Raw genomic sequence first — 25,154 nt, 5'->3', positions numbered from 1 at the left:
TTGCGTAAAAAATATTTGCGTCTAAATTGGTGCCAATTTTGGTTACTAACATAAAACGACCAATCGGGAAATCATGAAGAATTCGGCAGAAGTCTGGGAAATCGTCGAAGCCAAGCGCGCTGCGTTTTTTGAACTCAGCGATCGCGTCTGGGAGATGCCCGAAACCAACTACGAAGAGTTTCGCTCGTCGAACGAGCATGCAGACCTCCTCGAACGCGAAGGTTTTCGCGTTACGCGCGGCGTTGCAGGCTTACCGACTGCTGTCATGGGCGAAGCAGGCGAGGACGGCCCGGTCATCGCCATTCTCGGTGAATTCGACGCGCTGCCCGGATTAAGCCAGGTCGCTGGCCTCGCGGAAGAGCAACCTGTCGTACCGGGCGGCAATGGTCATGGCTGCGGCCACAATCTACTCGGTTCCGGCTCGATGCTGGCGGCTGCTGCGGTGAAGGACTACCTTGCGCGCACCGGCCTTAAGGGCCGTATCCGCTACTACGGTTGCCCAGCCGAGGAGGGTGGCTCGTCCAAGGGCTTCATGGTGCGCGCCGGCGTCTTCGACGACGTGGACATTGCCATTTCCTGGCATCCTGCTGCGTTTGCCGGTGTGAACAACCCGATCTCGCTTGCCTGCAACGAGATCAATTTTCACTTCAGCGGTCGTGCTTCACATGCGTCCGCAACGCCGCATCTTGGCCGCAGCGCTCTCGATGCCGTGGAATTGATGAATGTTGGTGTTAACTACATGCGCGAACATATGCCGTCTAGCGCCCGCATCCACTACGCCGTTACAGACACGGGCGGTTCCGCCCCGAATGTCGTCCAGGCCCGGGCAACGGTGCGCTATCTTGTGCGGGCCCGCGATCTTCCGGAACTCAACGGCCTTGTGGCGCGGGTCAAGAAGGTTGCCGACGGCGCCGCATTGATGACCGAGACCACCGTTCGCAGCCGCATCATCAGCGGCGACGCCAATCTGGTCGGCAACACCCCGCTCGAAGCTCTAATGCATTCGCACCTCGAGCGTCTCGGCCCGCCTGCCTTCGACGAGCACGACCATGCCATCGCACGGAAATTTCAGGAGACGTTCTCGCAAGAAGACATTGCATCCTCGTACAAGCGGTTTGACGTCACGCCGAAGAAGGGCCAAGCCTTGTGCGACAGCATCTTTCCGCCCGAAAGCGGCGACGGCGCGATTGTCGGCTCAACGGATGTCGGCACGGTAAGCTGGGTCGTTCCGACAGTCCAGATGCGCGGCGCGACCTATGCCATTGGCACGCCGGGGCACTCTTGGCAGCTTGTAGCGCAAGGCAAGCTGCCAGCGGCTCACAAGGGCATGGAACACGCGGCGAAAGTGATGGCGGGCACGGCCATCGACCTCCTCGCCAACCGGGATCTCATTGATGCCGCCAAGGCCGACCATCGCAACCGCCTCGAGGGAAAGCCTTTCGTCAATCCGATTACCGATGACGTTCAGCCACCCTTGCCGGAGAACACGGATGTCTGAGACGGCCTTCGCATGGGATCGACAGCAGCTGACGGGCCGTATCAGCGAGTTGTCGCAGCGAAAGTCGAGCAAGCTCGTCTTTCGCCGGCACTCCCCGGAAACTGAACGCTCAAGGAACAGATCAAGGAAATGCTCTTCAACCTTTCCCCTGAAGCCGGATCGTAGGCTATGAACCAGCCAAGCTTCCTGGACGTCATCAGCTTTGGACCTGGAGGATGGGGTGCTGCACTCCTCACCGGCGCCGTGATGACGATCCTCATCGCCATAAGCGGCTTTATGATCGGCTCGGTCATCGGCACATTCGGCGCATGGGCCAAGATTTCCGGTGGCAGGACAATACGGGTGCTCGCCGATGGTTATACGACGGTGCTGCGCGGTATTCCCGACCTTCTCGTGATCTATCTCTTCTATTTCGGCGGCAGCGCGGCCGTGACGGCGATCGGCCGGTTCCTCGGTTCCGAAGGCTTTATCGGCTTTCCCGGCTTCCTTGCTGGTGCGCTCGCGGTCGGGATCACCTCAGGCGCCCAGCAAACTGAAGTCTATCGTGGCGCTTTCAGAGCGGTGCACCGCGGCGAAATCGAAGCCGCCATCGCCTGCGGCATGTCGCGGCCGCTGCGCTTCAGACGCATCATCGCGCCGCTGACCTTGCGCCATGCACTTCCCGGCATGGGCAATGTCTGGCAGGTGGTCTTGAAGGAATCGGCGCTCGTCTCGATCACCGGTGTCGTCGAACTTCTGCGCCAGGCGCAAATCGGTGCGGGCTCAACGGGCATGCCGTTCAATTTTTACATCGTTGCCGGCGGCATTTATCTCATGATCTCCACACTCTCGGGCGCCGTCTTGCAGCGGTCGGAACGGCATTTCTCACGCGGCGTGAGGAGAGGCTGATGGATTGGTCATTTATGCTCGAGACCTTCGTCAGCCTCGTCAAGGCTATACCCCTGACGCTCCAGCTTGCGGCGACGGCGATTTTCCTCGGTGCGTTCGTCGCCCTTGCATTGGCGCTGTTCCGGCTTTCGGGTGTCACCGTATTGGACTGGTTTGCGAGAACCTATGTATTCGTTTTCCGCGGCACGCCGCTTCTCGTTCAGATTTTCCTCATCTACTACGGCCTTAGCCAGTTTCCGGCGGTTCGGCATACGGTGCTGTGGCCAATCTTGCGTGAGCCCTATTGGTGCGCCGTCATCGCGTTGACGCTGAACACAGCCGCCTATGCCAGCGAGATCATTCGCGGCGGGCTCCTGTCCGTTCCGCATGGACAGATCGAAGCCGCCCGCGCCTGCGGCATGCCACGCCTCATGATCTTCCGGCGCATCGTCATGCCGCTGGCAATCAGGCAGGCGCTGCCGGGCTATGGCAATGAAATGATTTCCATGGTCAAGGCGACGTCGCTTGCATCGATCATCACGCTGATGGAAGTCACCGGCGTTGCCGCGAAGATCATCTCCGAGAGCTATCGCGCCATCGAGGTATTTATCGTCGCCGGCCTGATCTACCTCGCCATCAACTTCATGCTGACGCGCCTCGTACAATTCGTCGAGCACCTGCTCAGTCCCCACCTTCGCGCTCCCCGGATGATGACGCCGGTTCCAGGAGAAGCCAAATGAACGCTCAGTCACATCCGGCCACGCCCTTGGCGCTTCGTGTCAATGACCTGCACAAGAGTTTCGGTGACGCCGAGGTCCTGAAAGGAATCTGCCTTACCGCCAATGAAGGCGAGGTGGTCTCGATTCTGGGTTCCTCGGGTTCCGGCAAGTCCACTCTGCTTCGTTGCATCAACCTGCTTGAGGTTCCGGATTCGGGCGAAGTAACCGTTGGCTCGGAGACGATCCTCATGCAGCGCATGCGTGACGGCAAAAGCCGTCCCGCCGATCAGGCCCAGGTCGAGCGCGTGCGCTCACGTCTCGGCATGGTGTTCCAGAGCTTCAATCTCTGGTCGCACAAGACGATCCTCGAAAACGTGATCGAAGCGCCCATCCACGTGCAGAAGCGACCGCGCAAGGAGTGCATCGAAGAAGCCGAGGCATTGCTCGCGAAGGTCGGGATCGCCGACAAGCGCAATCACTATCCCTCGCATCTCTCCGGAGGCCAGCAGCAACGTGCCGCCATTGCCCGCTCGCTCGCCATGCGCCCGCAGATCATGCTGTTCGATGAACCGACGTCGGCGCTCGATCCCGAACTTGTCGGCGAAGTGCTGCGCGTGATGCGAGGCCTTGCTGAAGAGGGTCGCACCATGCTCGTCGTCACGCATGAAATGGGTTTCGCGCGCGATGTCTCGAGCCGCGTCATTTTTCTCCACAAAGGATTGATCGAGGAAGAGGGGACACCGGAACAGGTGTTCGGCAACTCCAAGTCCGATCGTTTCAAACAGTTTATCCAAGGCTGAACCACCAGTCGCAAACCAAGGGGAATACCTCGAATGAAAAAACTGACCGTCTTTCTGAAGGCACTGACGCTTTCAGCTCTCGTCCTTGCCTCCGGCGCCCACGCCGAAGAAAAGAAATGGACGCATGTTACGATCGCGACCGAAGGCGCGTTCAAGCCCTACAATTTCACCAATCCCGATGGCACGCTCGATGGCTACGAGATTGAACTCTCGAAGTATCTTTGCGACCACATGAAGGTTGAGTGCAAGATCGTCGTTCAGGATTTCGACGGCATGATCCCGGCTCTCAATGCCGGCAAGTTCGACGCAATCATCTCCGGCATGTCGGCAACGGCAAAGCGCGAGGAAGTCATCGATTTCAGCCAGTCGTACGGCTCGACCGGGCAGGCATTTGCGACGTTGAAGTCAAGTCCGCTGGCAGGAATGGATCTCAAGGGCAAGGTATTCTCGCTGGCTTCCAACGAGGCAGGCGCGGTTGAAGCGCTCGAAAAACTGAAGCCGCTTTTGCAGGGCAAGATCATCGGTGTCCAGACCGCATCGACAGGCGCTACCTTCGTCGACAAATATCTCAAGGGCGTCGTCGAGGTGCGCGAATACAAGACCACCGAACAGCATGACCTTGATCTCGCCGCCGGCCGCGTCGATCTGGTGATGGCATCGATGGCGTATCTGACCACCGCTTCCGCCAAGCCCGGGAACGAGGAAATGACCGTTGCAGGTCCCCGCTTCCAGGGCGGCTTCCTCGGTAAAGGAAGCTCGGTTGGTCTGCGCAAGAACGAACCTGAACTAAAGGCGCTGTTCAACGAAGCAATCGACGCCGCCAAGGCCGATGGCACGATAAAGTCGCTATCGCAGAAGTGGTTCGGGTTCGACGTCACACCGCTTTAAACACCGGCAAGTCTGCGCCGCGGCGGGAGATGAACCTGGCCGCGGCCGCACATCAACCGAATTCGCGTCACTTTGCGAGGCGCCACTTGCCGTGGCAATTAATCTGCGATCCGCAGGATGTGACGCCGGTGCTAGCCGCTAATCGCCGCAAGGCTAATCCTGTGATCCTCGACTTCGTTCCGGGAGACCATGCCACGCTGACAAAACGCGGGTCAGCCAAAAATGCCCTGAGCTCCTCAAATTATGGCGCGACCTTTCGGCGTGCGAACTGCTCGCCATAGCCCCAGGCAGTTGACCTCAAGCCCAGTCACCGCTGTTGAAGCCGACGCTGCCACTGATGCTTTTGTGCTTGCGGTCGGCCGGCAAGCTTGGGGAAGACCGCGCCCTCGTTGATGACATTCTTTTAGTCACGCGCATACGCCACACCTGATACCAAAGACGGCTTGGCTGCAACCGGCCGAGCCGCGAAAAAATCGATTGCAAGAAAATCATTAGGATGCTATTAATTTCCTATGCAAGAAATAGATCAGCTCCGCCGCGCCTTTACCACCAGTCTTCTCCAAACGGGACGGCAGTGGCGGCGCATTACCGATCAAGCGTTGATGTCGTCGAACATCTCCGAAGCCTGTGCTGCGCCGCTATTGTGGATCGGACGGCTTGGCGGAGGGGTGCGTCAGATCACTCTTGCTTCCTATATCGGGATCGAGGGCCCGTCGCTGGTCCGGTTGATTGACCAGCTGGAAGCGGCCGACCTCGTCATCCGCAAGGAAGACAAGAGCGACCGGCGCGCGAAGACCCTGTGGCTGACGCGCAAGGGCAAGCAATACGCCTCCAGGCTCGAGGATATCCTCGTCGGTTTGCGCGCCCAGATTCTTGCCGACGTGAGCAAGGAAGATCTCAATGCGGCACTGCGGGTTCTGGCGGCGTTCGACGCTGCAAGCAACTCTCCTGCCGCTGAACCTTCGAGGCGCGAGGTCGAGTTGACGCCGTGATGTTTCCGTCCTGGCGGGATTGGGTATTTTCAGCCAAGGCCTTTCTCGCATCGATGATGGCGCTCTATATCGCCCTGTGGTTCGACCTGCCGCGTCCGTACTGGGCGATGGCGGCTGTCTATGTCGTTGCAAATCCATTGGCCGGGGCAACAAGCTCAAAGGGTCTCTATCGCGCACTCGGCACAATCATCGGGGCCAGCGCCGCGGTGTTTTTCGTGCCGCTCTTTGTGAATGCGCCCGAGCTTCTCGCCCTCGTCGTCGCCCTATGGACCGGCTGCCTCCTCTATATATCTATGCTCGACCGTACGCCGCGCAGTTACGTTTTTATGCTTGCAGGCTATTCGCTTCCTTTGATTGCCCTGCCAACCGTTGGAACGCCCGAACTGATTTTCGATACAGCAGTCGCACGCACGGAAGAAATCATCATCGGCATTACCTGCGCCACTCTCGTTGGCCTCCTGATCTTTCCAAGCAGCGTCGGGACCGTTCTCGGTGGCCGCATCACTGATTGGCTGGATGATGCAGCCGACTGGGCCGACGAAATTCTGCGCGGCGAGGGGGCAATACCGGCAACGCCGGCAAGGCGCCAGAAGCTCGCTGCAGATATTGCCGGCCTTGATCTCATCATCAGTCAATTGTCCTTTGACGCCGGCACCCGCGACGTCGCCCGCCATGCGAGAGAATTGCGCGGTAGGCTCATGATGCTGTTGCCGCTGTTCTCGTCACTGGCGGACAGGCTTCATGCCCTGAAGTCGGGCGACCGGCCCCTGCCGCCCAAACTCAGTTCGTTGCTCCATGAAGTGGCCGATTGGCTGCAATCACCCGATGCAGCGTCCGCGGACGCTCCGCAACGATTTGCCAGGACGATCGAGGAGCTTAAATCGGCTGATCGATCAGAGAATTGGGACCACCTGATCCTGTCGAGCGCGCTCGCGCGGCTTTTGGAAATTATCAACCTCTGGCACGATTGCCTTGCGTTGCGCGAACAGATCGCCCGCGGGCAGTATTCGGGCCGGTGGCGGCCAACATTTCGGCATCGGCAAGTCGTCGGCCGCACCCGCTATTACGATTATGCCATGATGCTGTTTTCATCTGGATCGGTCGTCGTCGCTACGCTCGTTGCAAGCTTAATATGGATCGAAACGGGATGGCAGAGCGGCGCCGGCTTCGTCATGATGACCGCCGTAGCCTGCTCGTTCTTTGCGGCAATGGACCAACCTGCACCATTCATTTTCAAGATGTTCCTGTGGTGCGGCGTCAGCCTCATCGCAGCGTTCGTCTACCAGTTTGCGATCCTGCCGGCGATCAGCGGCTATGAAATGCTCGTCCTCGTCTTCGCGCCGTCGTTCCTTCTCATTGGACTTCTTATTCCACGTCCGCAATTCAACATGCTTGCCATGCTGCTCACGGTAAACACCGCCTCGTTCGTTGCCATGCAGAATCGTTTGACCGTCGACTTCGCCTCGTTCGCCAACGAGGCGATCGCGGCCATGGCGGGAATCGCCTTCGCGCTGGTCTGGACGCAGGTCGCAAGGCCATTTGGCGCCGAGATAGCTGCGCGCCGCCTGGTGCGGGCCGGCTGGTCGGATCTCGCCGAAACCGCGGCTGGTTTGCGGCGAAGCGATCATGAAAAACTTGCCGGAAGAATGCTCGATCGCATGGGCCAGCTTGTTCCCCGGCTGGCTGCGCTGGAGGATCGGTATCTCTCCGAGATCGATGGCTTTGCCGAAGTACGTCTCGGTTTCAACATCGTCGCGATACAACGTGCGCGCCGGCATCTCGATGGCGAGGGCCAGTCGAGCGTGAATGCAGTCCTTTCCGGTATTGCCGACCTGTTTCGCCAGCGTGTCGTACGCCGCGAAGCGGTCGCGCCCGATGCTCGCCTGCAGGAGCGCATCGATCAGGCGCTAAGTCTGCCAGGTCTGCAGCAGACAATGCAGGGCCGCAGCATACTCGATGCGCTTGTCGGCCTGCGCCGTGCCCTTTTCCCCTACGCGCCGTCCCCGAAACCTATGGGCGGCGACATCGTCAAAACGTCATCGCCGCAAATGCTGATGGCTGCGGAGTAGAACACATGCTTGGTGATTTCGATATTTACGGCGTCTACATGCCCGGGCTCCTCGGCATGATGTTTCTGACGCTGCTCCTCTCGGCGATGGTCCGCCGCGCACTTGCCTGGGTCGGCATTTATGCCTGGGTCTGGCATCGTGGACTATTCGACGTCGCGCTCTACGTCGTGCTTCTCGGCGCGACAGTCTCACTTACGCAATGGTTAGTATCATGATGAAAAATCTTCAAACAGCTGGCAGGGTAGTTGTCACCCTGGCATTGGTCGTGTGTGCATTGTTCGTGGGTCGCGAACTCTGGAACCACTACATGAACGATCCGTGGACTCGCGACGCGAGGGTGCGCGCGGATGTCGTGGCCGTAGCGCCGGACGTCTCCGGTCTCGTCAGCGACGTTCTCGTCAAGGACAATGATGTCGTGCGGAAGGGCGACATACTGTTCAAGGTCGATGAGCGGCGCTTTGAAATCGCCGTGACACAGGCCGAAGCGGCGGTCGAAGGCGCGAAGGCAACGCTCGAGCAGGCAAGCCGCGACCGCAAGCGCCGCGAACAGCTCGGTGGTGTCATTTCCGAGCAACAGAAGGAGGCGGCGCAGTCCGCTGAGGCGACTGCCCAAGCGAGCTATCTGCAAGCTACCGCCAGTCTGGAACTCGCCCGCCTCAACCGCGAGCGGTCGCAGATAAAGGCGCCGGTCAACGGTACCATCACCAACCTGTCGCTCCGGCCGGGAAATTATGTGACGACAGGCAGTTCCCAGATGGCGCTGGTGGACACCGATTCAATTCGGGTCGAAGGCTATTTCGAAGAAACCAAGCTGGCCCGTATCCGTGTCGGGGACTCCGTGAAGGTCAAGCTGATGGGCCAATCAGAAGCCATCACCGGCCACGTCGACAGCATCGCCGCAGGCATTGAGGATCGTGAGCGAACGGCAGGTTCGGGTCTTCTCGCCAATATCAATCCAACGTTCAGCTGGGTGCGGCTGGCGCAGCGTATACCGGTGCGGATTGCGTTGGACCAGATCCCGCAAAAGACGCAGCTCGTAGCCGGCATGACTGCGACGGTCACTGTCGCGCCCGACGCCGCTGTCTCGGTTGCGCGTCTGCCCGGTGCCGGAGACATCGAGCAGAACTGACGCTCAACAGGTCGGTAGCAGTGGTGCAATCGTTGATGTAGGATGCCGGCATCATCGGTGGTCGGAAAACATGAGGCGTGTTCTTTTAGCCTTGGTCGCCTTCAGTGCCCTTTTCTTGGGGCGGTCATTGTCGTTGTCGGTCAGACCAAGGTTCCCGCCGACGCCATAGCGAATGCCGTCACCCGGTCACCCGACATGCTTGCACAAGCTTGGAAGCTTCCGGCGGCCAAGACATTTGGATTGACGGTCAGCTACCAGTCCAACCCCTCAAAATGCGGTCCCGCCAGTGTCGCCAACGTGTTTCGCTCCCTCGGGGAGGACGAGACCACCGAGGCGGCCGTCCTCGAAGGCACCGGCAAATGTTGGACCGGCCTATGCATCATGGGTCTTACGCTTGACGAATTGGCCGGTGTAGCAAAACAGCATACCGATCGGAAAGTCACGGTCATTCGCGACATATCGAGCGAAGAGTTCCGCGAGCACTTGCGACATTCGAATGATCCGGACCGTCGCTACATCGTCAACTTTACCAGAGAGAAAGTCTTCGGCGCTGGCGCAGGGCACTTCTCACCGATTGGTGGCTATCTTGACGGGGCCGATATGGTCCTCGTCCTTGATGTGAACGAAAACTACCGGCCGTGGCTCGTTGAACGCGAACGCCTATTCTTGGCAATGGACACATTCGATGGCGACAAGAAGCGCGGATTACTTCTGATCCAGTAGCTTGTCCAAAGCCCGATTGTAACAGTATGTATCCGGTACGCTGCTACTTACACGCGCATGCAAATTGCCCTTTGACGGACACACGGGGTATACGTTCGCCATGCATTGCAGTGGTCGCATTACCCAATCGGAGAAGTAACAATGTCGGAAGAGGTCAACCGTCGCAATTTCCTCAGTATTGCCGCGGTGACGGCAGTCGCTGTGGAATTTCCACTGATAGGCGCAGCGAACGCGCAGGCCGGCAAGGTAGCGCCTGCAGTCAAGCCGGGGACGCATACGAGCTTCGCACCCCTTAAGCAGGTTGACGTGGGGCAGCTCAACGTCGGCTATGCGGAAGCCGGCCCCGCGGATGGCCCGGCGGTGATACTGCTGCATGGTTGGCCGTATGATATCTACAGCTTTGTCGACGTCGCGCCACTTCTTGCCGGAGCGGGTTACCGCGTCGTCATGCCTTATCTTCGCGGCTACGGCACGACCCGGTTTCTCGCGAGCGAGACGATCCGCAACGGCCAGCAGGCGGTCATTGCCACCGACATTGTCGCGCTGATGGATGCATTGAAAATTCAGACCGCGATCATCGCAGGTTATGACTGGGGAGCGCGGACGGCGAACATAGTGGCAGCGCTATGGCCCGAGCGTTGCAAGGCCATGGTTTCGGTGAGCGGCTACCTGATCGGCAGTCAGGAAGCCAACAAGAAGCCCTTGCCGCCCAAGGCGGAGCTTGCCTGGTGGTACCAGTTCTATTTTGCCACTGATCGCGGCCGCCAGGGCTACGACAGCAACCGGCATGACTTCGCAAAGCTCATCTGGCAGCTTGCATCGCCAAAGTGGAACTTTGACGATGCTACCTTCGATCGATCCGCCGAAGCGTTCAACAATCCGGATCATGTCGACATCGTTATCCACAACTACCGCTGGAGGCTTGGCCTTGCGCAGGGCGAACCGCAGTACGACGGGTTGGAAAAAAAGCTTGCCGCGGGCCCGCTAATCAGCGTGCCGACGATCACAATGGAAGGAGACGCGAATGGCGCGCCGCATCCCGAGCCGGCATCCTATCGCCAGAAATTTTCCGGCAAGTACGAGCATCGAACGATCACGGGCGGCATAGGCCATAATCTGCCGCAGGAAGCGCCTCAGGCTTTTGCCCAGGCGGTCATCGATGTCGATGGCTTCTGAGGCTCAAGCCGGCAGGGCAACACAAACGAAGCAGGTGTGATGGACCACATTGACCACGTCTTGATCGTCGATGACGACCGTGAGATCCGCGAACTGGTCGCGGCCTACCTGACCAGGAACGGCTTGCGTGTCAGCGTCGCGGCAGACGGCCGGCACATGCGCGCTTTCCTTGAAACGAATGCTGTCGATCTCATCGTTCTCGATATCATGATGCCTGGCGACGACGGGCTGGTGCTGTGCCGCGAGTTGCGGGCGGGTAAGCACAAGGCGACGCCGATCCTCATGCTGACAGCGCGAAACGATGAGACCGATCGCATCATCGGGCTTGAAATGGGTGCCGACGACTATCTGGTGAAGCCATTTGCGGCACGCGAATTGCTGGCACGTATCAAGGCCGTGCTGCGGCGAACCCGTATGCTTCCGCCCAACCTCCAGATCACGGAGGCCGGCCAACGCTTACGGTTCGGCGATTGGGAACTCGACACGGTAGGCCGGCATTTGGTCGACAAGACCGGAACCACGGTCACACTCAGCGGCGCCGAGTACCGACTGCTTCGCGTGTTTGTCGATCATCCTCAGCGCGTGCTTAATCGCGACCAACTGCTCAATCTGACGCAAGGCCGCGATGCGGAGCTCTTCGATCGTTCGATCGACCTGCTTGTCAGCAGGCTGAGGCAGCGACTTTGCGACGATGCGCGTGAACCTGCCTATATCAAGACTGTACGGAGCGAGGGCTACGTTTTCTCGATGCCAGTTGAAATTGCCGAGCTGCGACAATGAGCATTGCGGGGAGCCCGCATCCTTGGCGATGGCCCCGCACGCTTGGCGCGCGCCTGTTCCTGATCCTTCTCGCGGGCTTGATCCTTGCTCATGCGTTGTCCTTCAGTGCCTTGTTTCTTGAACGCTATATGGCAACGCGGAACGTCATGCTGAACACGCTCGAAAGCGATGTCGCGACCTCCATTGCCATTCTCGATCGGCTGCCCGCCAATGAGCGCGCGAACTGGCTCGACCGCCTTGATCGTGGAACCTATCGCTTCGAACTCGGAAACGGCCTGCCCGGCCTCCCGGACATGAGCAAGCGGGGGGCCGAGATTGCGGCAAAGATAGAAGCTGCCGGTGGTCAGCGCTTTCCCATCCATGTGGAATCCATCCCGGGCGATGCAATGCGCCTGCAGGCCCATCTGACATTGAGCGACGGCGCGCCATTGACGATCGATGTACAACCGGCGGCGATGCCGCTCGCAGATTGGTTGCCGTACGTGCTCGTTGCTCAACTGCTCTTGCTCGTTCTTTGCACCTGGTTTGCGGTGCGCCAGGCAATCCGTCCACTCGTTGATCTCGCCCATGCAGCCGATACGCTCGACCCTAACAAAAAGGCTCCAAGGCTCAGCGAGTCAGGCCCGAGTGAAGTTGCCTATGCCGCAACTGCCTTCAATGCCATGCGCGACCGGATCGCGCACTATCTCGAGGAACGCGTGCAAATCCTGGCTGCGATCTCCCACGACCTGCAGACCCCGATTACCCGGATGAAGCTTCGTGCTGAGGTCGGTGAGGATTCCGCCGAGAAAGACAAGCTGATCCAGGATCTGACCGAGATCGAGCGGCTTGTCCATGAAGGCGTGGCTTATGCCCGTAGCGCCCACGGCGATGCCGAGAAGTCCTCCCGCATCGACATTACCTCATTTATGGAAAGCCTAGTCTACGACTACCAGGACACAGGTAAGGCCGTAACGATTGAAGGAAAAATCCTTGCCCCGGTGGAGACTCGGCCCCACGCATTGCGGCGGATCTTCACCAACCTCATCGACAATGCGCTGAAATTTGGCGGCAGCGCCGAGGTATATCTTGAAAGTGACAAGAACGGTCAAGCGACCGTCAAGATCATGGATCGTGGCCCCGGCATTCCGGAAGACCATTTGGAGGCGGTGCTCCAGCCGTTCTTCCGGCTTGAGCAGTCACGCAACCGCGGCACCGGGGGCACGGGGCTGGGACTGGCCATCGCCCACCAACTTGCGCTTGCCATTGGTGCATCGCTGCAATTGCGCAATCGTGCCGGTGGTGGCCTTTCAGCGGAAGTCACCATTCGCTGAAGCGTGATATCATCCCGCACATTTGTACAATCCGATACAATTTCGAGCCCTATAGGACACATCCAGGATACGTCGTTGCGGCTCTATGCGATCCGCGACTGATCTTCAGTCGTCGCACACACATCGCTTCGAAGGAGATGATGATGACGCTTCTGTTTGTTGCCTACCTCGCGGGCGCGCTGACGATCCTCAGCCCCTGCATCCTGCCCGTACTTCCCTTTGTCTTCGCGCGCGCGGGGCAACCCTTCATCAAGAGTACCTTGCCGATGCTGGTCGGCATGGCAATGACGTTTGCCCTTGTCGCTTCGCTCGCCGCTGTTGGGGGCAGTTGGGCCGTGCAAGCCAATGAATATGGGCGCTACGCGGCACTTGTGCTGTTGGCCGCGTTTGGCCTGACCCTTGTTTCTCCGCGGCTCGCCGCCATCGCCACCACTCCCATTGTAACCTTTGCCAACAGATTGCTGAACGCAACCGGCGGACCCGGGTCCGTTCCGACATTCGGAGGAGCGCTCATCCTTGGCGTTGCAACGGGCCTGCTCTGGGCGCCCTGCGCCGGACCGATTCTCGGCTTGGTTCTGACCGGAGCCGCGCTTCAGGGTGCCAGCGTCCAAACGACCCTGCTTCTTCTCGCCTATGCGGCAGGCGCAGGGACATCGCTTGCACTGGCAGTGCTCGTTGGTGGTCAGGTCTTCGCTGTGATGAAGCGCTCGATAGGCGCCGGCGAATGGCTGCGTCGTGGCCTCGGCATCGCCGTTCTTGCTGGCGTCGCCGCCATCGCGCTCGGCGCAGATACGGGCTATCTGGCTCGGCTCTCGGGGCCGGCCACGGGCAAGGCCGAGCAGGCGCTTCTCGATGCGCTCAAGCCGCGTACTTCACCGCAATCAGCAGCAGACCGTGGCGTTATGCTGGCCGCCAACACCCAACCGGCCTTTCGCAGTGATTTGCCGGTCGAAGGCAAGTTTCCCTCACTGGGTGGCGCTGTCGAATGGCTGAATTCAGCGCCGCTGACCCCGGAGCAATTACGCGGCAAGGTCGTGCTGGTCGATTTCTGGACTTACTCGTGCATCAACTGCATTCATACGGTGCCCTATGTCGTGGAATGGTCCGAGAAGTATAAGGATCAGGGTCTTGTCGTCATTGGCGTGCACGCCCCGGAATATGCCTTTGAGAAGAAGATCGACAACGTCAAGAAGGCGATCGCCGACTTTAGAATCAAGTATCCGGTTGCCGTCGATAACAACTATAAAATCTGGCAGGCTTTCGAGAACAGCTATTGGCCGGCGCACTACTTCATCGATGCCAAGGGGCAGATCCGCTACCACCATTTCGGCGAAGGCGAATACGACACGTCGGAAAAGGTAATTCAGGATCTTCTAGCTGAAGCCAAGGGCGAGCAGGCAGCCAATCAGCCCGTCATGCCCGAGGTCAAGGCAGCCCGTGGCTGACGATCCGAAAGATATCGCCCCCGTCTTGAGGGGCGATATCTTCGTCTATGATCGTACGATATCGCTCCACCTGAGAGGAAAAGCCGTAATGAAATTTGTTATAAAGTGCCTGATCGTCGCGGGAGTGCTAGGTTCGCCTTGCATTTACGATGTGACCTCGCGTGAACCTTCACCGGCAGCCGGTGTCATTGCACTTGGCGGCCCGCTTCTGGCGGCTGGACACGCGCATCCCTATATTCCGGGCATGTGGACCAGCGATACAGCAGTCCATCCCAAGAAACTGGAGGTAAATTCATGAGCCAAGAACGCGCAATTCTCGCTGGCGGATGCTTCTGGGGCATGCAGGATTTGTTTCGCCGCTATGACGGGGTGATTTCGACACGCGTTGGCTATAGCGGCGGCGACGTTCCGAACGCGACCTACCGCAACCATGGAACCCATGCGGAGGCCATCGAAATCGTCTTTGATCCGGCCCGCATCAGTTATCGGCAGATTCTTGAATTCTTTTTCCAGATTCACGATCCGAGCACCCGCAACCGCCAGGGCAATGATGTTGGCATGAGCTATCGTTCAGCGATTTTCTATACGAACGAGGAGCAGAAGCGCGTTGCGCTCGATACGATCGCAGACGTTGACGCTTCGGGACTGTGGCCCGGCAAAGTTGTCACCGAGGTGGCCCCGGCCAACGATTTCTGGGAAGCCGAGCCCGAGCATCAGGATTATCTCGAGCGCATCCCGAACGGATATACCTGTCACTTCATCCGGCCCGGCTGGAAGCTTCCCGTCCGTGCTGCGTCGGCCTGAATGGTACAGCGGAGCGCAGGCCTTCTGATCTATCGCTACAGCGACGGAACTCTCGAAGTGCTGCTGGTCCATCCCGGCGGGCCCTATTGGGCTCGCAAGGATGATGGCGTGTGGTCGATACCGAAAGGCCTCATCGACGATAACGAGGATGAGCTGGATGCGGCGCGACGCGAGACCAGGGAAGAGATTGGCTTCGATATAGACGGCACCTTCGCGCCGCTCGGCGAATTCAAGCAGCCGAGCGGCAAGATAATAGTTGCCTGGTCGGTCGAAGCCGATGCGGCGGTGAATGCCGAAACCATTGTAAGCAATACGTTCGAAATGGAGTGGCCGCCTAAATCCGGCTCGATGCAAGCATTTCCCGAGGTCGATCGCGCGGGGTGGTTCCAGTTGCCCGTGGCCGCGCTGAAAATTCTCAAGGGCCAGCGGGCCATCCTGTCAGAGTTCGCAGCAAGACGGGCTTGACCTTGCGGACTTGATGCATGTGACTAAGGCATGCATCAATGGGGCAGGGGCTTTCGCGCCTCGGCACAAGCACAATGGAAAGGACGAGTTCCCATGGTCGAAACCAGATTGCTCACGGATCACCAGGAAATAAAGGATTGGGCCGCAGGTCGTTCCGGTGTGCCCACCATCCGCGATTCCGCCGATTTGATCGGTAGCGACGTTCCAGTCCTCGCGCTTGCCTTTGGCCAGCACGCCTATGAGGACGACGACGATCAGGGCGCTGACCGCCCAGCGGATTTTGGCCGTCCGCGGCTCGTTGAATGGGACGAATGGTTTGCCATCTTTGACGCCGAGGGCCTTGGCCTGGTCGTCGCCGAGGACCTTCCCGGCCAGCATGACGAGTTCCACGAGATCATCCGGCGCTAGCGCGACAATCGGCGAGATCGATTGCGCCGGAAAATAAAAAGAAAGCGCGGACAAGTAAGGTGAGGCTCGGCTCGAGGAGAAAGGAAGGGTCGACCCGAGCCCCGATGTTGCAGATCGCTAGAAGCGCAACCTCGAAAGCGTGCGCCCGCTGCAGCTTCCCGTCAACTCACGATAATGTAAAAGGTGAGGTCCGGCATTTCGCTCAATGTGACTCACCGAACCTCACATCGAGCGTTGGCCTCTCGACTCACCAACCTTGCTGCACCGCAACAGGCCTGTCAATGGCCCTGTTTGATAGCCATTTCCAGGATTTCATTCCGGCGGCCCCCCGGCGCGGCCTAAATTTACGTCACGACGCACCTAAAAAGAGGAGGAGGGAAACGTTTACAAGGGGGAACCTTATCGTCTCTTGCTCCTCCTAAAGCTGATCGCCGGTTTCTTGGGGGCAGTGTGGCGATCAGAAGTCGATCATACGATAGCCTGAGTGATGCAAGAGTGACACCTCGCAGGAATGATACTGCCTCGCCCGGATTTCTGCACCACTGGCAAGCTATTGCGTTCAATGATTCCTGATCATATTGAGGAAGATGGAAGCGATCTTGTCGAGATGCGCGTCGCCGCCTTCTAGGTAGGCTTGGCGCCCAGCCCCTGCGACCGCATGGAACAGCCGATTTTCGCCAATGGAAAGTGCCTCGATCTCGCGCGCAAGTTCGTTTGGGTCGCGTTCGCTTTGGTCCTTTCGCTTCAAATACTCGGCCAGAAGCCGGCGGCGCCGTTCGGCATCGGTCGTCAGTGCTCCGTAGATCCCCCAGGCAAACCAGGATTCGCCTACGCGCAAGTCGGAATCGCCTATCTGCTCAACAAATTTCGGGGAAAGCTTGGCCTTTTGCGTTTCGACGATTCCATTCGCCACTTCAAAAGCGTCCTGATCAGTCAATTGTTTCTCGGCACTCATTCCGGCCTCCAACTCATGCTGCGGTTTCGAGTGCAAGATAGTGTGCCGGGCCGGCGTTTGACAGGACAAAACCGAAAAAACTGAATGCAAGGACCTGCCGGTTGCTCCGAGTGTTTCGCTCCATCCCCAATTCTCCGTGTGAGCGTATCCTACAGTAAATTACTCCCAGACCGCCGGTAAGTTCAGTAGTTTTTGGGCCGATGACGCCACATTGGCGCAGTGAGCATGCTTCAATTTCACGCCATCGGCCCTGCACGAAAGCTACTGGGGAGGGGCCGGCACTACCAGAAACGTCAATCGGGACGAGGGGTAATTTGTGATGAAGAGACTACGCCTCATGAGCGGAGCGGTGGCAATCGTGACGCTTTTCATGGCCGGGATCAGCTCAGCGGATACGATCAGCTACGCCGATGCGGTCAGTGCGCTTGCCAAGGACTGCGGCAAGGATATCAAGAAGCTTTGCAGCGGTCTCAACCTTGGCAACAACCGCATTCAGGACTGCCTGCAGAAAAACGAGGCGAAGGTTTCGCCAACCTGCACCTCCACGCTGACTTCGGTCACTGCCTCGATCAGTCAGCGGCAAGCCGCGCAGACTGGTTTTTTCAAGCTTTGCGAACATGACGCGGCCGAGTTCTGCAAGGGCGTAAAGGGCGAAGGCAATATTCTCGCCTGTCTCTTGAAGACGAAGCGGATCGACAACGGAAAGTGCAACCAGGCGATTACCGATGCGGGATGGCGTTGAACCATGCGCGGCTTAGGGAGACAAAGAATGCTTGTTCATCGACTGCGCGCCGGCCTGGCGCTTGGCCTCTTGCTCGCTGCCGGTCCTGTGGCGGCGCAGCAGCTTACCGACCGGCAACTCGTTACCAGCTTGAGCCAGGTATCGTCCGAGGCACCGGCGATAGATATCGCACTGCTCATGGAAGAAGCGAACGCCAATGTCGGCAAGGGAGTGGCGAACCAGCCGAACTGGAGCCAACTCACTCATCTCGCGCAATTGCTTGTCGAGATCGACTTCGAGAACGATTCCGTCGCGATAGAGCCGCAGTCGTACCGGACGGTCGGACTTATTGCCGATGCGCTGCATCATCCGAACCTCATGTTCTACAAGTTCCTCGTCGTCGGGCATACAAGTTCGACAGGCGATGCCCGGCATAACCTCAAGCTCAGCCAGGAACGGGCAGACGCGATCCGGGAGGCATTGACCACAACTTTTGCCGTTTCGCCCGATCGCCTTTATGCTGTGGGCGTGGGACAGGAAATGCTGGTCGATGCCGCCAATCCGAAGGCAGCGTCAAACCGCCGGGTCCAGCTGATCAACCTTGGCATGGTGAAATAGTGCCAGCGAAGGGGGCTTGTTGCGGCTTGTAGCGCGCATTCTGATCGCAACCATCCTGTCGCTGGTCATTGTGCTGGCGACGGCATGGGCGGCGCTCGCGCTTTGGTATCGCCTGCCGGCGCCCGAATATCTACGCGCGCTTGCGGGGTGCGTCTTCGTCATTCTCGGCATCGTAGCCATCATTGCCATGTTCACGCGCAGGATGTTTCGCGGCCTTGCCGCCTTTCTGATCGCATTCGCGGCCTTGTTACTCTGGTGGAGCACGATACGACCGCCGGCCCAGGCAGATTGGGCACCTGAAGTGTCGCGGCAGGTAACCGGCACGATGGATGGCAATGTGCTGACGCTAACAAATGTTCGCGAATTCGAATGGCGCGGCAAGACGGATTTCGTCGAACGCTGGTCGACCCGCAGCTACGACCTCAGCAAACTCCAGACCGCTGATCTTTTCATGTCCTATTGGGGCAATCCCAATATTGCGCATGTCATAATGAGTTTTGGTTTCGAGCAGGATCAATATGTTGCATGGTCGATTGAGGTAAAGCGGCGTGAGGGCGGCGCGTTCTCGCCGATAGCTGATCTATTCAAGAGTGATCCTCTCGTCATCATCGCGGCCGACGAGCGTGACGTCATTGGCGTCAGGTCGAATTTTCGCGGCGAGGATGTGCAGATTTATCGCCTGAGGGCGGGACCGGAGGCAGCAAGAGCGCTGCTTCTCGAATACGTTGCCGATGCCAACGCCCTGTCGACGTCACCGGAATTCTATAATTCGATCACGACGAACTGTACGACGACGGTCGTCAAGATGATGCGTGCCGTCGGCGACGTCGTCCCTTTCGACTGGCGGCTGATCGTCAATGGCTATTTGCCTGAATATGCTTACGACCACGGGGCGCTCGACAAAAGCTATTCGCTCGCAGATTTGCGTGCCCGCGCTCATATCGACGAGCGGGCAAATGCCGCCGGCTTGTCGCAGGATTTTTCCCGCCTCATTCGGGTCGGGGTGCCATCGCCGGCGGAAAAGAACGCCAACTGAGCGCGAGGCTGTCAGGTTCGGGGCCCACGTCTGTGGAACGGGATGATGGCCGCACGATCGAGCGCCGCGCCGATCTCGCTTGCAAGGTCGTCCACGAGTTGCAGATACTCGGCATAACGCTCATTGCGCTTTGGCTCCGTCGATTGCTCCCAACGGCACAGTTCCACCTCCGCGTCCGCGAAATCGGCACACAGTTCGCGGAACTCATCATCGCGGGCGGCACGTTCCTCTATCGCTTGACCTCGGAAAGGAAATCGCCTTTTCGCAGCCACTACCCCTCTATCCATGTCAAAGAGCTCCCTTTCCGGAGCAAAAGGAGTTTCGAACTTACTATCGTGGACGGGGAGGCATTTGGGGAGTAGGTTACCGTAGCATACAACTAGAAGATGCCGGCGGTTTCTGTTCATCGGGGGATGAAAGAATGCAGGACCAAATGGAGGCCCGGACTGAACAGGCAGCCGGCGCACAACGCGTGCCGCCCGCTCCGGAGGATATCCGCGCCCAATTGGATCGCATGGTTGCCAGTCCTGAATTCCCCAATGCAGGACATGCACATGCCTTTCTTCGCTACGTCGTTGAAGAGACGCTTGCAGGGCGTGCCGAGCGGATCAAGGGCTATTCCATCGCCATAGAGGTTTTCAATCGCGACGAGGGCTTCAACCAGGATGACCCTGTCGTACGGATCGAGGCGGGCCGTCTGCGCCGTACGCTCGAGCGTTATTATCTGATCGCCGGCAAGGATGATCCGGTAAGGATCGATATACCAAAGGGCAAGTACGTCCCGTATTTCTCCTGGAACGAAGCCGGGACGGTGGCAGAGCCTGCCGTTGCTCCCGTCGTGGCTCCTCCGAAATCCCTGTTCGCCCGCCCCGGTAGGCTGGCTGCGTGGATGCTCGCGGCTGCAATTGCAATTGCATTACTCGGTTACTGGACGTTTGCCCGCACGGTGTTCGATCCAGGCGCCTCATTCACGTCGGTTCCGAATGAACCGTCGCTCGTCGTCGCGCCCTTTGCCAATCTCGGCGAGAGCTCACAGGCCAATCTTTATGCGCTGGGGCTGACGGAAGAGCTGTTGACGGCGCTGCCCCGCTTCAAGGAACTCAAAGTGTTTGGGCGGGAAACATCCGAGGCTTTGCCAACCGGCGTGGACGCGTCGCATATACGCGGCAAGCTCGGGGCACGATACCTGCTGACCGGGGGCGTGCGTATATCCGACGATCGCGTGCGAGTGACTTCCCGGCTTATCGATACAGCGACAAATGCTATTCTTTGGTCAGACACTTATGAGGATGATCTTCGCTCGCGTGGCCTTTTTGCCATCCAGACCGATGTCGCAAACAAGGTCGCGAAAGCCATAGCCCAGCCATACGGCATAATCACGCAAGTCAATACGGCGAATCCGCCGCCAGATGATCTCGATGCGTACGGGTGCACCCTTCGGTTCTATGCCTACCGCGCCGAGCTCAGCGTTGAACGCCACGCCAATGTCCGCGCGTGCCTGGAAACAGCTGTTGCGCGTTATTCGACCTATGCAACAGCCTGGGCAATGCTGTCGATCGTCTATCTGGACGAGGATCGATTCGGCTACAATCCTCGATCGAATTCGCAACCCGCACTCCAACGTGCGTTACAGGCCGCCCGGCGCGCCGTCGAACTCGAGCCTGACAACAGCCGGGCCCTCCAGGCGCTGATGACCGCTCTGTTCTTCAATCAGCAACTGGCGGAATCGATGCGCGTGGGCGAAGAGGCGCTTGCCATCAATCCCAACGACACTGAGCTGATGGGTGAATACGGGGTCCGCCTCGCCATGGGCGGCGAATGGAAGCAAGGCGCACAGGTCCTTGACCAGGCACTCGCATTCAATCCCGGCGGTGCCGGCTACTACCACGGCAATCGCGCCCTCGCTGCCTATATGCTCGAAGATTACGATACGGCGCTTATCGAAATCCGTCAGGCGAACCTCGAGAAATTTCCCCTCTTTCATCTGGTTGCTGCCGTCATCTACGCAGAAAAAGGGATGATGGATGAGGCAAAACGAGAAGGCGACACGTTCGTCGCCATGCGCCCGGGGTTCATTCCAAACCTCGTAACCGAACTCAAGCTCCGCAATATTCAACCGAATGATCAGGCCCGCATGATCGCAGGCATTCGCAAGGCTGGCCTGCTGCTGCCGCCCGGCGCAGAAGCAGCGGCGGGCGCGGTGCCGGCGGCTGCGTCTGCTCCATCTCGGTAGTGGCGTGGCGCGGGGGGGTAACATACCCGATACTACAAGCTTAATGGCATCACAGCGCATAGTGTTGTTCCTGCCTGCTCAAGCGGGCGAAACAGGGAGGGATGCTTCAATGCAGAAGATAGCTCGAAACGTTAAGCGGTTCGCTGCGACAACCCTGTCGGTGGCGGCGGTGGCGCTCTATGCAGTAGCGGCAACATTATCCGCAGCAAGTGCCGACGAGGCGGACGCCAAGAAATTGCTCAAGGCAATGTCCGACTACGTCACGGCGCAAAAGCAGATCTCGTTCAATTACGACACCAATCTCGAGGTCGTCACCAAGGAACATCAGAAACTCCTGCTGGCAAGTTCCGGAACGATCGAACTCGACCGTCCCGACAAGATCCGTGCGACGCGGCATGGCGGATTCGCCAATGTGGAAATGACCTTCGATGGCAAGACGGTGACCCTGTTTGGCAAGGACGCCAATGTTTATACGCAAGTGGATTCGCCCGGCAGCATCGATCATCTCATCGACGAACTGCGGGATAAACTGCATCGGCCTGTTCCCGGCGCTGACCTGCTCCTACCCAACGTCTACGATGAACTGATGCGGGATGTCACGAATGTGAAGGATCTCGGCAGCGGCGTAATCGGCGGGACCGAATGCGATCATCTTGCGTTCCGGGCCAAGGAGGTTGACTGGCAGATCTGGATTGCCCAGGGCGACCATCCTTATCCCTGCAGATATGTCATCACGGCGAAAAAGGTAGACCAGGGGCCGCAATACAGCATTCAGATCAGCGACTGGAAGTCGGGGACAGACGTCTCGGCAGCTGACTTCGGATTCAAGAACGCCACGGATGCCAAGCAGGTCGATCTCAAGAAATTGGGCGATATCGACGAACTTCCACAACACTTCGCCGTAGGAGGCAGCAAATGAAAACCTCAAGGAAGCTGAGGATAGTCGTATTGACGGCGATCGTCGGGCTGTTCGTGTTGGAAGCCGGTTTCGAATTGTCGGTCCCGGGCATATCCGGTTTCGTTACGCCCGCCGACGCCAGGATCGGACGTCCGCTCACGCCTGTGAGTGTAGCAGGAGTCGCCCGGCGAACAGTTCGCCGCTGTGCCGTCGGCGTGTACTATTGTTAAGGCCATGAGTGGGAGCGGTGCCATCTGATGCAGTTGTGTAAAAAAGTCATGCGTTCTGAACGTCGATATGGGGCGTTCATTCTATTGTTGGCCATTCTCGCTTCAGGTTGTGCGAGCCATCCGAAAAACGTGTTGGCGCCGGTTGCCGAGACCGCGCCAGCAGCAAGCCAGGTCGATATGCTCGTCACGACGACCCGCAAGCGCTCCACCAACCCCGGCGAGATGTTCAGCGGCGAGCGGGGGCTCGCGCCGGCATTTGCTGACATCACGGTTTCGATCCCGCCAAAGACGGTGCGCAAGGAGGGTGAAGTAGCTTGGCCGAAGCGACTTCCTCCCAACCCGGCAACAGATTTTGCGACGCTGAAGACAGATGATTTGACCCTGGATGAAGCCAAACAATGGCTCCGTACGGGGGTCCGAAAATCCCCTGATCGCAGCGTTCTCGTATTTGTCCATGGGTTTAACAACAGGTTCGAAAGTTCCGTTTTCCGCTTTGCGCAGATCGTAAAGGATTCGGGTGTTCATAGTGCGCCGATACTTGTGACATGGCCCTCGCGCGGAAGCCTTCTCGCCTATGGCTACGATCGGGAAAGCACCAATTATACGCGCAATGCCCTCGAAAACCTGTTCCAGTATCTGGCGCGGGATCCAGAGGTTAAGGAAGTCTCCGTGCTGGCGCATTCGATGGGAAACTGGCTCGCACTCGAGTCTCTCCGCCAGATGGCGATCCGTAATGGTAAACTGCCTGCGAAATTTACCAATGTGATGCTGGCGGCACCCGATGTCGATGTCGACGTTTTCCGGTCGCAGATTGCGGATATGGGAAGCCAGCATCCCCGCTTCACACTGTTTGTGTCGCGCGATGATCGCGCCTTGGCGCTATCGCGGCGTATCTGGGGGGACATTCCGCGGCTTGGGTCGATCGATCCCGAGCAAGCGCCTTACAAAGCAGAACTGGAGAACAACAAGATCGCGGTCATCGATCTCACCAAGATCAAGGCCGGCGACGATCTCCACCACTCGAAGTTTGCTGAATCACCGGAGATTGTGCAACTCATCGGCCAGCGCATTTCCGAGGGCCAGACGCTGACCGACAGCAAGACAGGTCTCGGCGATCAGATTCTCGCCGCGACGACGGGAACGGCCGCCGCCGCAGGCGGCGCTGCCGGATTGATATTGGCTGCCCCGGTCGCGGTTGTCGATCAAGCAACGCGAGACAATTACGGGGATCAGCTTAGCGGGACCTTTGGGGTGTCGCAGAACACCACGACGAAGAAAGCGCCTGCCAAGGACTGCAGCGCCGGCCTTGCTTCGACAAGGAAATGCGACTGAGCCCGTCTGGAGCAGGCCGGATAGTTCGCTCCCTGCTCCTGAACAGATCCTGTTGGTCAGCGAGACGGCCGGCCGTCGCATTGGCAAATATGGCGCTGGCACAGGCTAGGGGGCGGTCAGATGCCGCCCCTCAGCGGTCAGGATCAGCTGACGAGCTGCTCGGCCCGCGCTGCAATCCTCTGATAGGCCTTTTCGATCGGATCGCTTACCTTGACGAATGGCGAAGCCCAGATGCGGAGCAGGGCCTTGAGATGTTCGCGGCCACCCTCGTAACCGACGATCGGTGCAAATGGTGTCATGGCCACAGGCGCTTCGTCGGCATATAGGCGCTTGTAATCCGCGAAATTGGTGAAGTGCTCATAATTGCTTTCCCTGACGAGAAGCGTCTCGGCAGCCAACCCTTCCGCCTGGATCACTTCATGGGTATCCAGTACGATATGGTAGTAGTCGAGCACCTCGCCGCGGTTGGGAGTAGCAGGAGCAATCGTAGCTCCGTTTACGAGGTCCTTCACGCGGATAAGGACGCCATCAATATAGAGCGCATGGTTGGGAGAGAGGTACAGGTCTTTGTGTGGCGTGCGATCGTCGAGCGCATGACGCGAAACCTTGATGGGAACGACGCTTTCGTGCCAGGATTTTCCGCCGTTCTTGTAGCGTTGATGCCCGACCCATTTGATCGGCACTGCATGGCCCCGCATTGTAACCACCAGATCACCCACCTTGAGCTCCTCGATCACCGCTTCGCCTGTCGGCGTCATGATCGAAGTGCCGCGCAGAAAGCAGTTCTGGCCGCTGGAACCGGAGCCTGAGCCCGATCCGGAGCCCTTGTTGCCTCCTCTTCTCCAGGTCTTGTGACCCATCGCGTCCGCCGCTGAAGAAGCAACGACTGTAGCTGTGATTGCACCCGCCACGCCAAGGAAATGTCTTCGCGCTCGGTTGTGCGGTGAATTTTGTCTTTTACCTGATGACATCATGCCCCTCCATTTTGTTATTGGTGCGGTTTCTACCGATATTGGCCCAAGATCATCCTACATGAACTGCGGGCGCTAGAAACG

27 protein-coding genes and 1 pseudogene are annotated in these 25,154 nt (G+C 58.6%); 26 read left to right on the top strand and 2 right to left on the bottom strand.

Annotated elements, in window-relative coordinates:
- Positions 1-73 precede the first annotated feature (73 nt).
- The 18 genes and pseudogenes from BLR72_RS18620 to BLR72_RS18535 all read left to right on the top strand — a co-directional run bounded on the left by BLR72_RS18620 (position 74) and on the right by BLR72_RS18535 (position 16,076).
- On the top strand, positions 74-1,498 hold the full coding sequence (locus BLR72_RS18620) for a M20 family metallopeptidase (RefSeq protein WP_091950963.1): 1,425 nt from the start codon (positions 74-76) through the stop codon (positions 1,496-1,498).
- Between the two features lie 168 nt (positions 1,499-1,666).
- On the top strand, positions 1,667-2,386 hold the full coding sequence (locus BLR72_RS18615) for an ABC transporter permease (RefSeq protein WP_091950961.1): 720 nt from the start codon (positions 1,667-1,669) through the stop codon (positions 2,384-2,386).
- Positions 2,386-3,105: an ABC transporter permease gene (locus BLR72_RS18610; RefSeq protein WP_091950959.1), complete on the top strand. Its 720-nt coding sequence runs from the start codon at positions 2,386-2,388 to the stop codon at positions 3,103-3,105. The genes BLR72_RS18615 and BLR72_RS18610 overlap by 1 nt, the downstream gene beginning before the upstream one ends.
- Complete coding sequence (locus BLR72_RS18605; protein ID WP_091950957.1) at positions 3,102-3,884, top strand: ABC transporter ATP-binding protein; 783 nt, start codon at positions 3,102-3,104, stop codon at positions 3,882-3,884. Before BLR72_RS18610 ends, BLR72_RS18605 begins: the two co-directional genes overlap by 4 nt.
- Before the next feature lie 33 nt (positions 3,885-3,917).
- Entirely contained in the window at positions 3,918-4,772 is an 855-nt protein-coding gene (locus BLR72_RS18600) for a transporter substrate-binding domain-containing protein (RefSeq protein WP_091950955.1), read from the top strand.
- A 512-nt stretch (positions 4,773-5,284) separates the two neighbouring features.
- A complete protein-coding gene (locus tag BLR72_RS18595; protein ID WP_091923239.1) occupies positions 5,285-5,764 on the top strand; it encodes a MarR family winged helix-turn-helix transcriptional regulator in 480 nt (159 codons plus the stop codon).
- Positions 5,761-7,833 (top strand): FUSC family protein, encoded by a 2,073-nt coding sequence (locus BLR72_RS18590; protein ID WP_091950953.1) that lies wholly within the window; start codon positions 5,761-5,763, stop codon positions 7,831-7,833. The genes BLR72_RS18595 and BLR72_RS18590 overlap by 4 nt, the downstream gene beginning before the upstream one ends.
- Positions 7,834-7,838: 5 nt before the next feature.
- Positions 7,839-8,048, top strand: a complete 210-nt coding sequence (locus BLR72_RS18585) for a DUF1656 domain-containing protein (protein WP_027232118.1) — start codon at positions 7,839-7,841, stop codon at positions 8,046-8,048.
- Positions 8,048-8,962: an efflux RND transporter periplasmic adaptor subunit gene (locus BLR72_RS18580; RefSeq protein ID WP_091951290.1), complete on the top strand. Its 915-nt coding sequence runs from the start codon at positions 8,048-8,050 to the stop codon at positions 8,960-8,962. The genes BLR72_RS18585 and BLR72_RS18580 overlap by 1 nt, the downstream gene beginning before the upstream one ends.
- Positions 8,963-9,088: 126 nt before the next feature.
- Complete coding sequence (locus BLR72_RS18575; RefSeq protein ID WP_244506767.1) at positions 9,089-9,685, top strand: phytochelatin synthase family protein; 597 nt, start codon at positions 9,089-9,091, stop codon at positions 9,683-9,685.
- A 141-nt stretch (positions 9,686-9,826) separates the two neighbouring features.
- Positions 9,827-10,861, top strand: a complete 1,035-nt coding sequence (locus BLR72_RS18570) for an alpha/beta fold hydrolase (protein WP_091950949.1) — start codon at positions 9,827-9,829, stop codon at positions 10,859-10,861.
- 39 nt (positions 10,862-10,900) lie between these two features.
- The gene (locus tag BLR72_RS18565; RefSeq protein ID WP_091923232.1) at positions 10,901-11,641 is read left to right on the top strand and encodes a response regulator; all 741 of its coding nucleotides are present in this window, start codon (positions 10,901-10,903) and stop codon (positions 11,639-11,641) included.
- Positions 11,638-12,954 (top strand): ATP-binding protein, encoded by a 1,317-nt coding sequence (locus BLR72_RS18560; protein ID WP_091950947.1) that lies wholly within the window; start codon positions 11,638-11,640, stop codon positions 12,952-12,954. The genes BLR72_RS18565 and BLR72_RS18560 overlap by 4 nt, the downstream gene beginning before the upstream one ends.
- 143 nt (positions 12,955-13,097) lie before the next feature.
- A pseudogene (locus BLR72_RS18555) lies at positions 13,098-14,384 on the top strand (cytochrome c biogenesis protein DipZ); the annotation flags it as partial.
- Between the two features lie 103 nt (positions 14,385-14,487).
- Positions 14,488-14,697: a hypothetical protein gene (locus BLR72_RS18550; RefSeq protein WP_091950943.1), complete on the top strand. Its 210-nt coding sequence runs from the start codon at positions 14,488-14,490 to the stop codon at positions 14,695-14,697.
- Complete coding sequence (msrA, locus tag BLR72_RS18545; protein ID WP_091950941.1) at positions 14,694-15,203, top strand: peptide-methionine (S)-S-oxide reductase MsrA; 510 nt, start codon at positions 14,694-14,696, stop codon at positions 15,201-15,203. The genes BLR72_RS18550 and msrA overlap by 4 nt, the downstream gene beginning before the upstream one ends.
- Entirely contained in the window at positions 15,204-15,668 is a 465-nt protein-coding gene (locus BLR72_RS18540) for an NUDIX hydrolase (protein ID WP_091950939.1), read from the top strand.
- Positions 15,669-15,761: 93 nt separating this feature from the next.
- Complete coding sequence (locus BLR72_RS18535) at positions 15,762-16,076, top strand: hypothetical protein (protein WP_091923220.1); 315 nt, start codon at positions 15,762-15,764, stop codon at positions 16,074-16,076.
- 559 nt (positions 16,077-16,635) lie between these two features.
- Here BLR72_RS18535 and BLR72_RS18530 read toward each other — a convergent pair.
- Entirely contained in the window at positions 16,636-17,031 is a 396-nt protein-coding gene (locus BLR72_RS18530; protein WP_027232110.1) for a hypothetical protein, read from the bottom strand.
- 337 nt (positions 17,032-17,368) lie between these two features.
- On the opposite strand from BLR72_RS18530, the gene BLR72_RS18525 reads away from it, so the two are divergent.
- The 8 genes from BLR72_RS18525 (at position 17,369) to BLR72_RS18490 (ending at position 24,099) form a co-directional block, all read left to right on the top strand.
- A complete protein-coding gene (locus tag BLR72_RS18525) occupies positions 17,369-17,773 on the top strand; it encodes a hypothetical protein (protein ID WP_228020112.1) in 405 nt (134 codons plus the stop codon).
- A 27-nt stretch (positions 17,774-17,800) separates the two neighbouring features.
- Positions 17,801-18,370: an OmpA family protein gene (locus BLR72_RS18520; RefSeq protein ID WP_091950937.1), complete on the top strand. Its 570-nt coding sequence runs from the start codon at positions 17,801-17,803 to the stop codon at positions 18,368-18,370.
- Between the two features lie 16 nt (positions 18,371-18,386).
- Positions 18,387-19,406 carry an Lnb N-terminal periplasmic domain-containing protein gene (locus BLR72_RS18515; RefSeq protein ID WP_091950936.1) on the top strand — a complete coding sequence of 340 codons (1,020 nt, stop codon included), beginning with the start codon at positions 18,387-18,389 and terminating at the stop codon, positions 19,404-19,406.
- A gap of 32 nt (positions 19,407-19,438) precedes the next feature.
- The gene (locus BLR72_RS22905) at positions 19,439-19,768 is read left to right on the top strand and encodes a hypothetical protein (RefSeq protein ID WP_027232106.1); all 330 of its coding nucleotides are present in this window, start codon (positions 19,439-19,441) and stop codon (positions 19,766-19,768) included.
- A 71-nt stretch (positions 19,769-19,839) separates the two neighbouring features.
- The gene (locus tag BLR72_RS18505) at positions 19,840-21,639 is read left to right on the top strand and encodes an adenylate cyclase (RefSeq protein ID WP_091951288.1); all 1,800 of its coding nucleotides are present in this window, start codon (positions 19,840-19,842) and stop codon (positions 21,637-21,639) included.
- Between the two features lie 109 nt (positions 21,640-21,748).
- On the top strand, positions 21,749-22,558 hold the full coding sequence (locus BLR72_RS18500) for a DUF2092 domain-containing protein (RefSeq protein ID WP_091950934.1): 810 nt from the start codon (positions 21,749-21,751) through the stop codon (positions 22,556-22,558).
- Complete coding sequence (locus BLR72_RS18495) at positions 22,555-22,767, top strand: hypothetical protein (RefSeq protein WP_036814631.1); 213 nt, start codon at positions 22,555-22,557, stop codon at positions 22,765-22,767. Before BLR72_RS18500 ends, BLR72_RS18495 begins: the two co-directional genes overlap by 4 nt.
- A gap of 48 nt (positions 22,768-22,815) precedes the next feature.
- Entirely contained in the window at positions 22,816-24,099 is a 1,284-nt protein-coding gene (locus tag BLR72_RS18490) for an alpha/beta hydrolase (protein WP_091923213.1), read from the top strand.
- Positions 24,100-24,242: 143 nt separating this feature from the next.
- On the opposite strand, the gene BLR72_RS18485 is transcribed toward BLR72_RS18490, so the two are convergent.
- Positions 24,243-25,070, bottom strand: coding sequence for a Hint domain-containing protein (locus BLR72_RS18485; RefSeq protein ID WP_091950931.1), 828 nt, complete (start codon positions 25,068-25,070; stop codon positions 24,243-24,245).
- Positions 25,071-25,154 lie beyond the last annotated feature (84 nt).

Source organism: Phyllobacterium sp. YR620, assembly GCF_900104165.1.
In the GTDB taxonomy this organism is placed as follows: Bacteria; Pseudomonadota; Alphaproteobacteria; order Rhizobiales; family Rhizobiaceae; genus Phyllobacterium; species Phyllobacterium pellucidum.
Note: the sequence above shows the minus strand (reverse complement) of the source record. Positions and strands in the feature narration are given on the sequence as shown.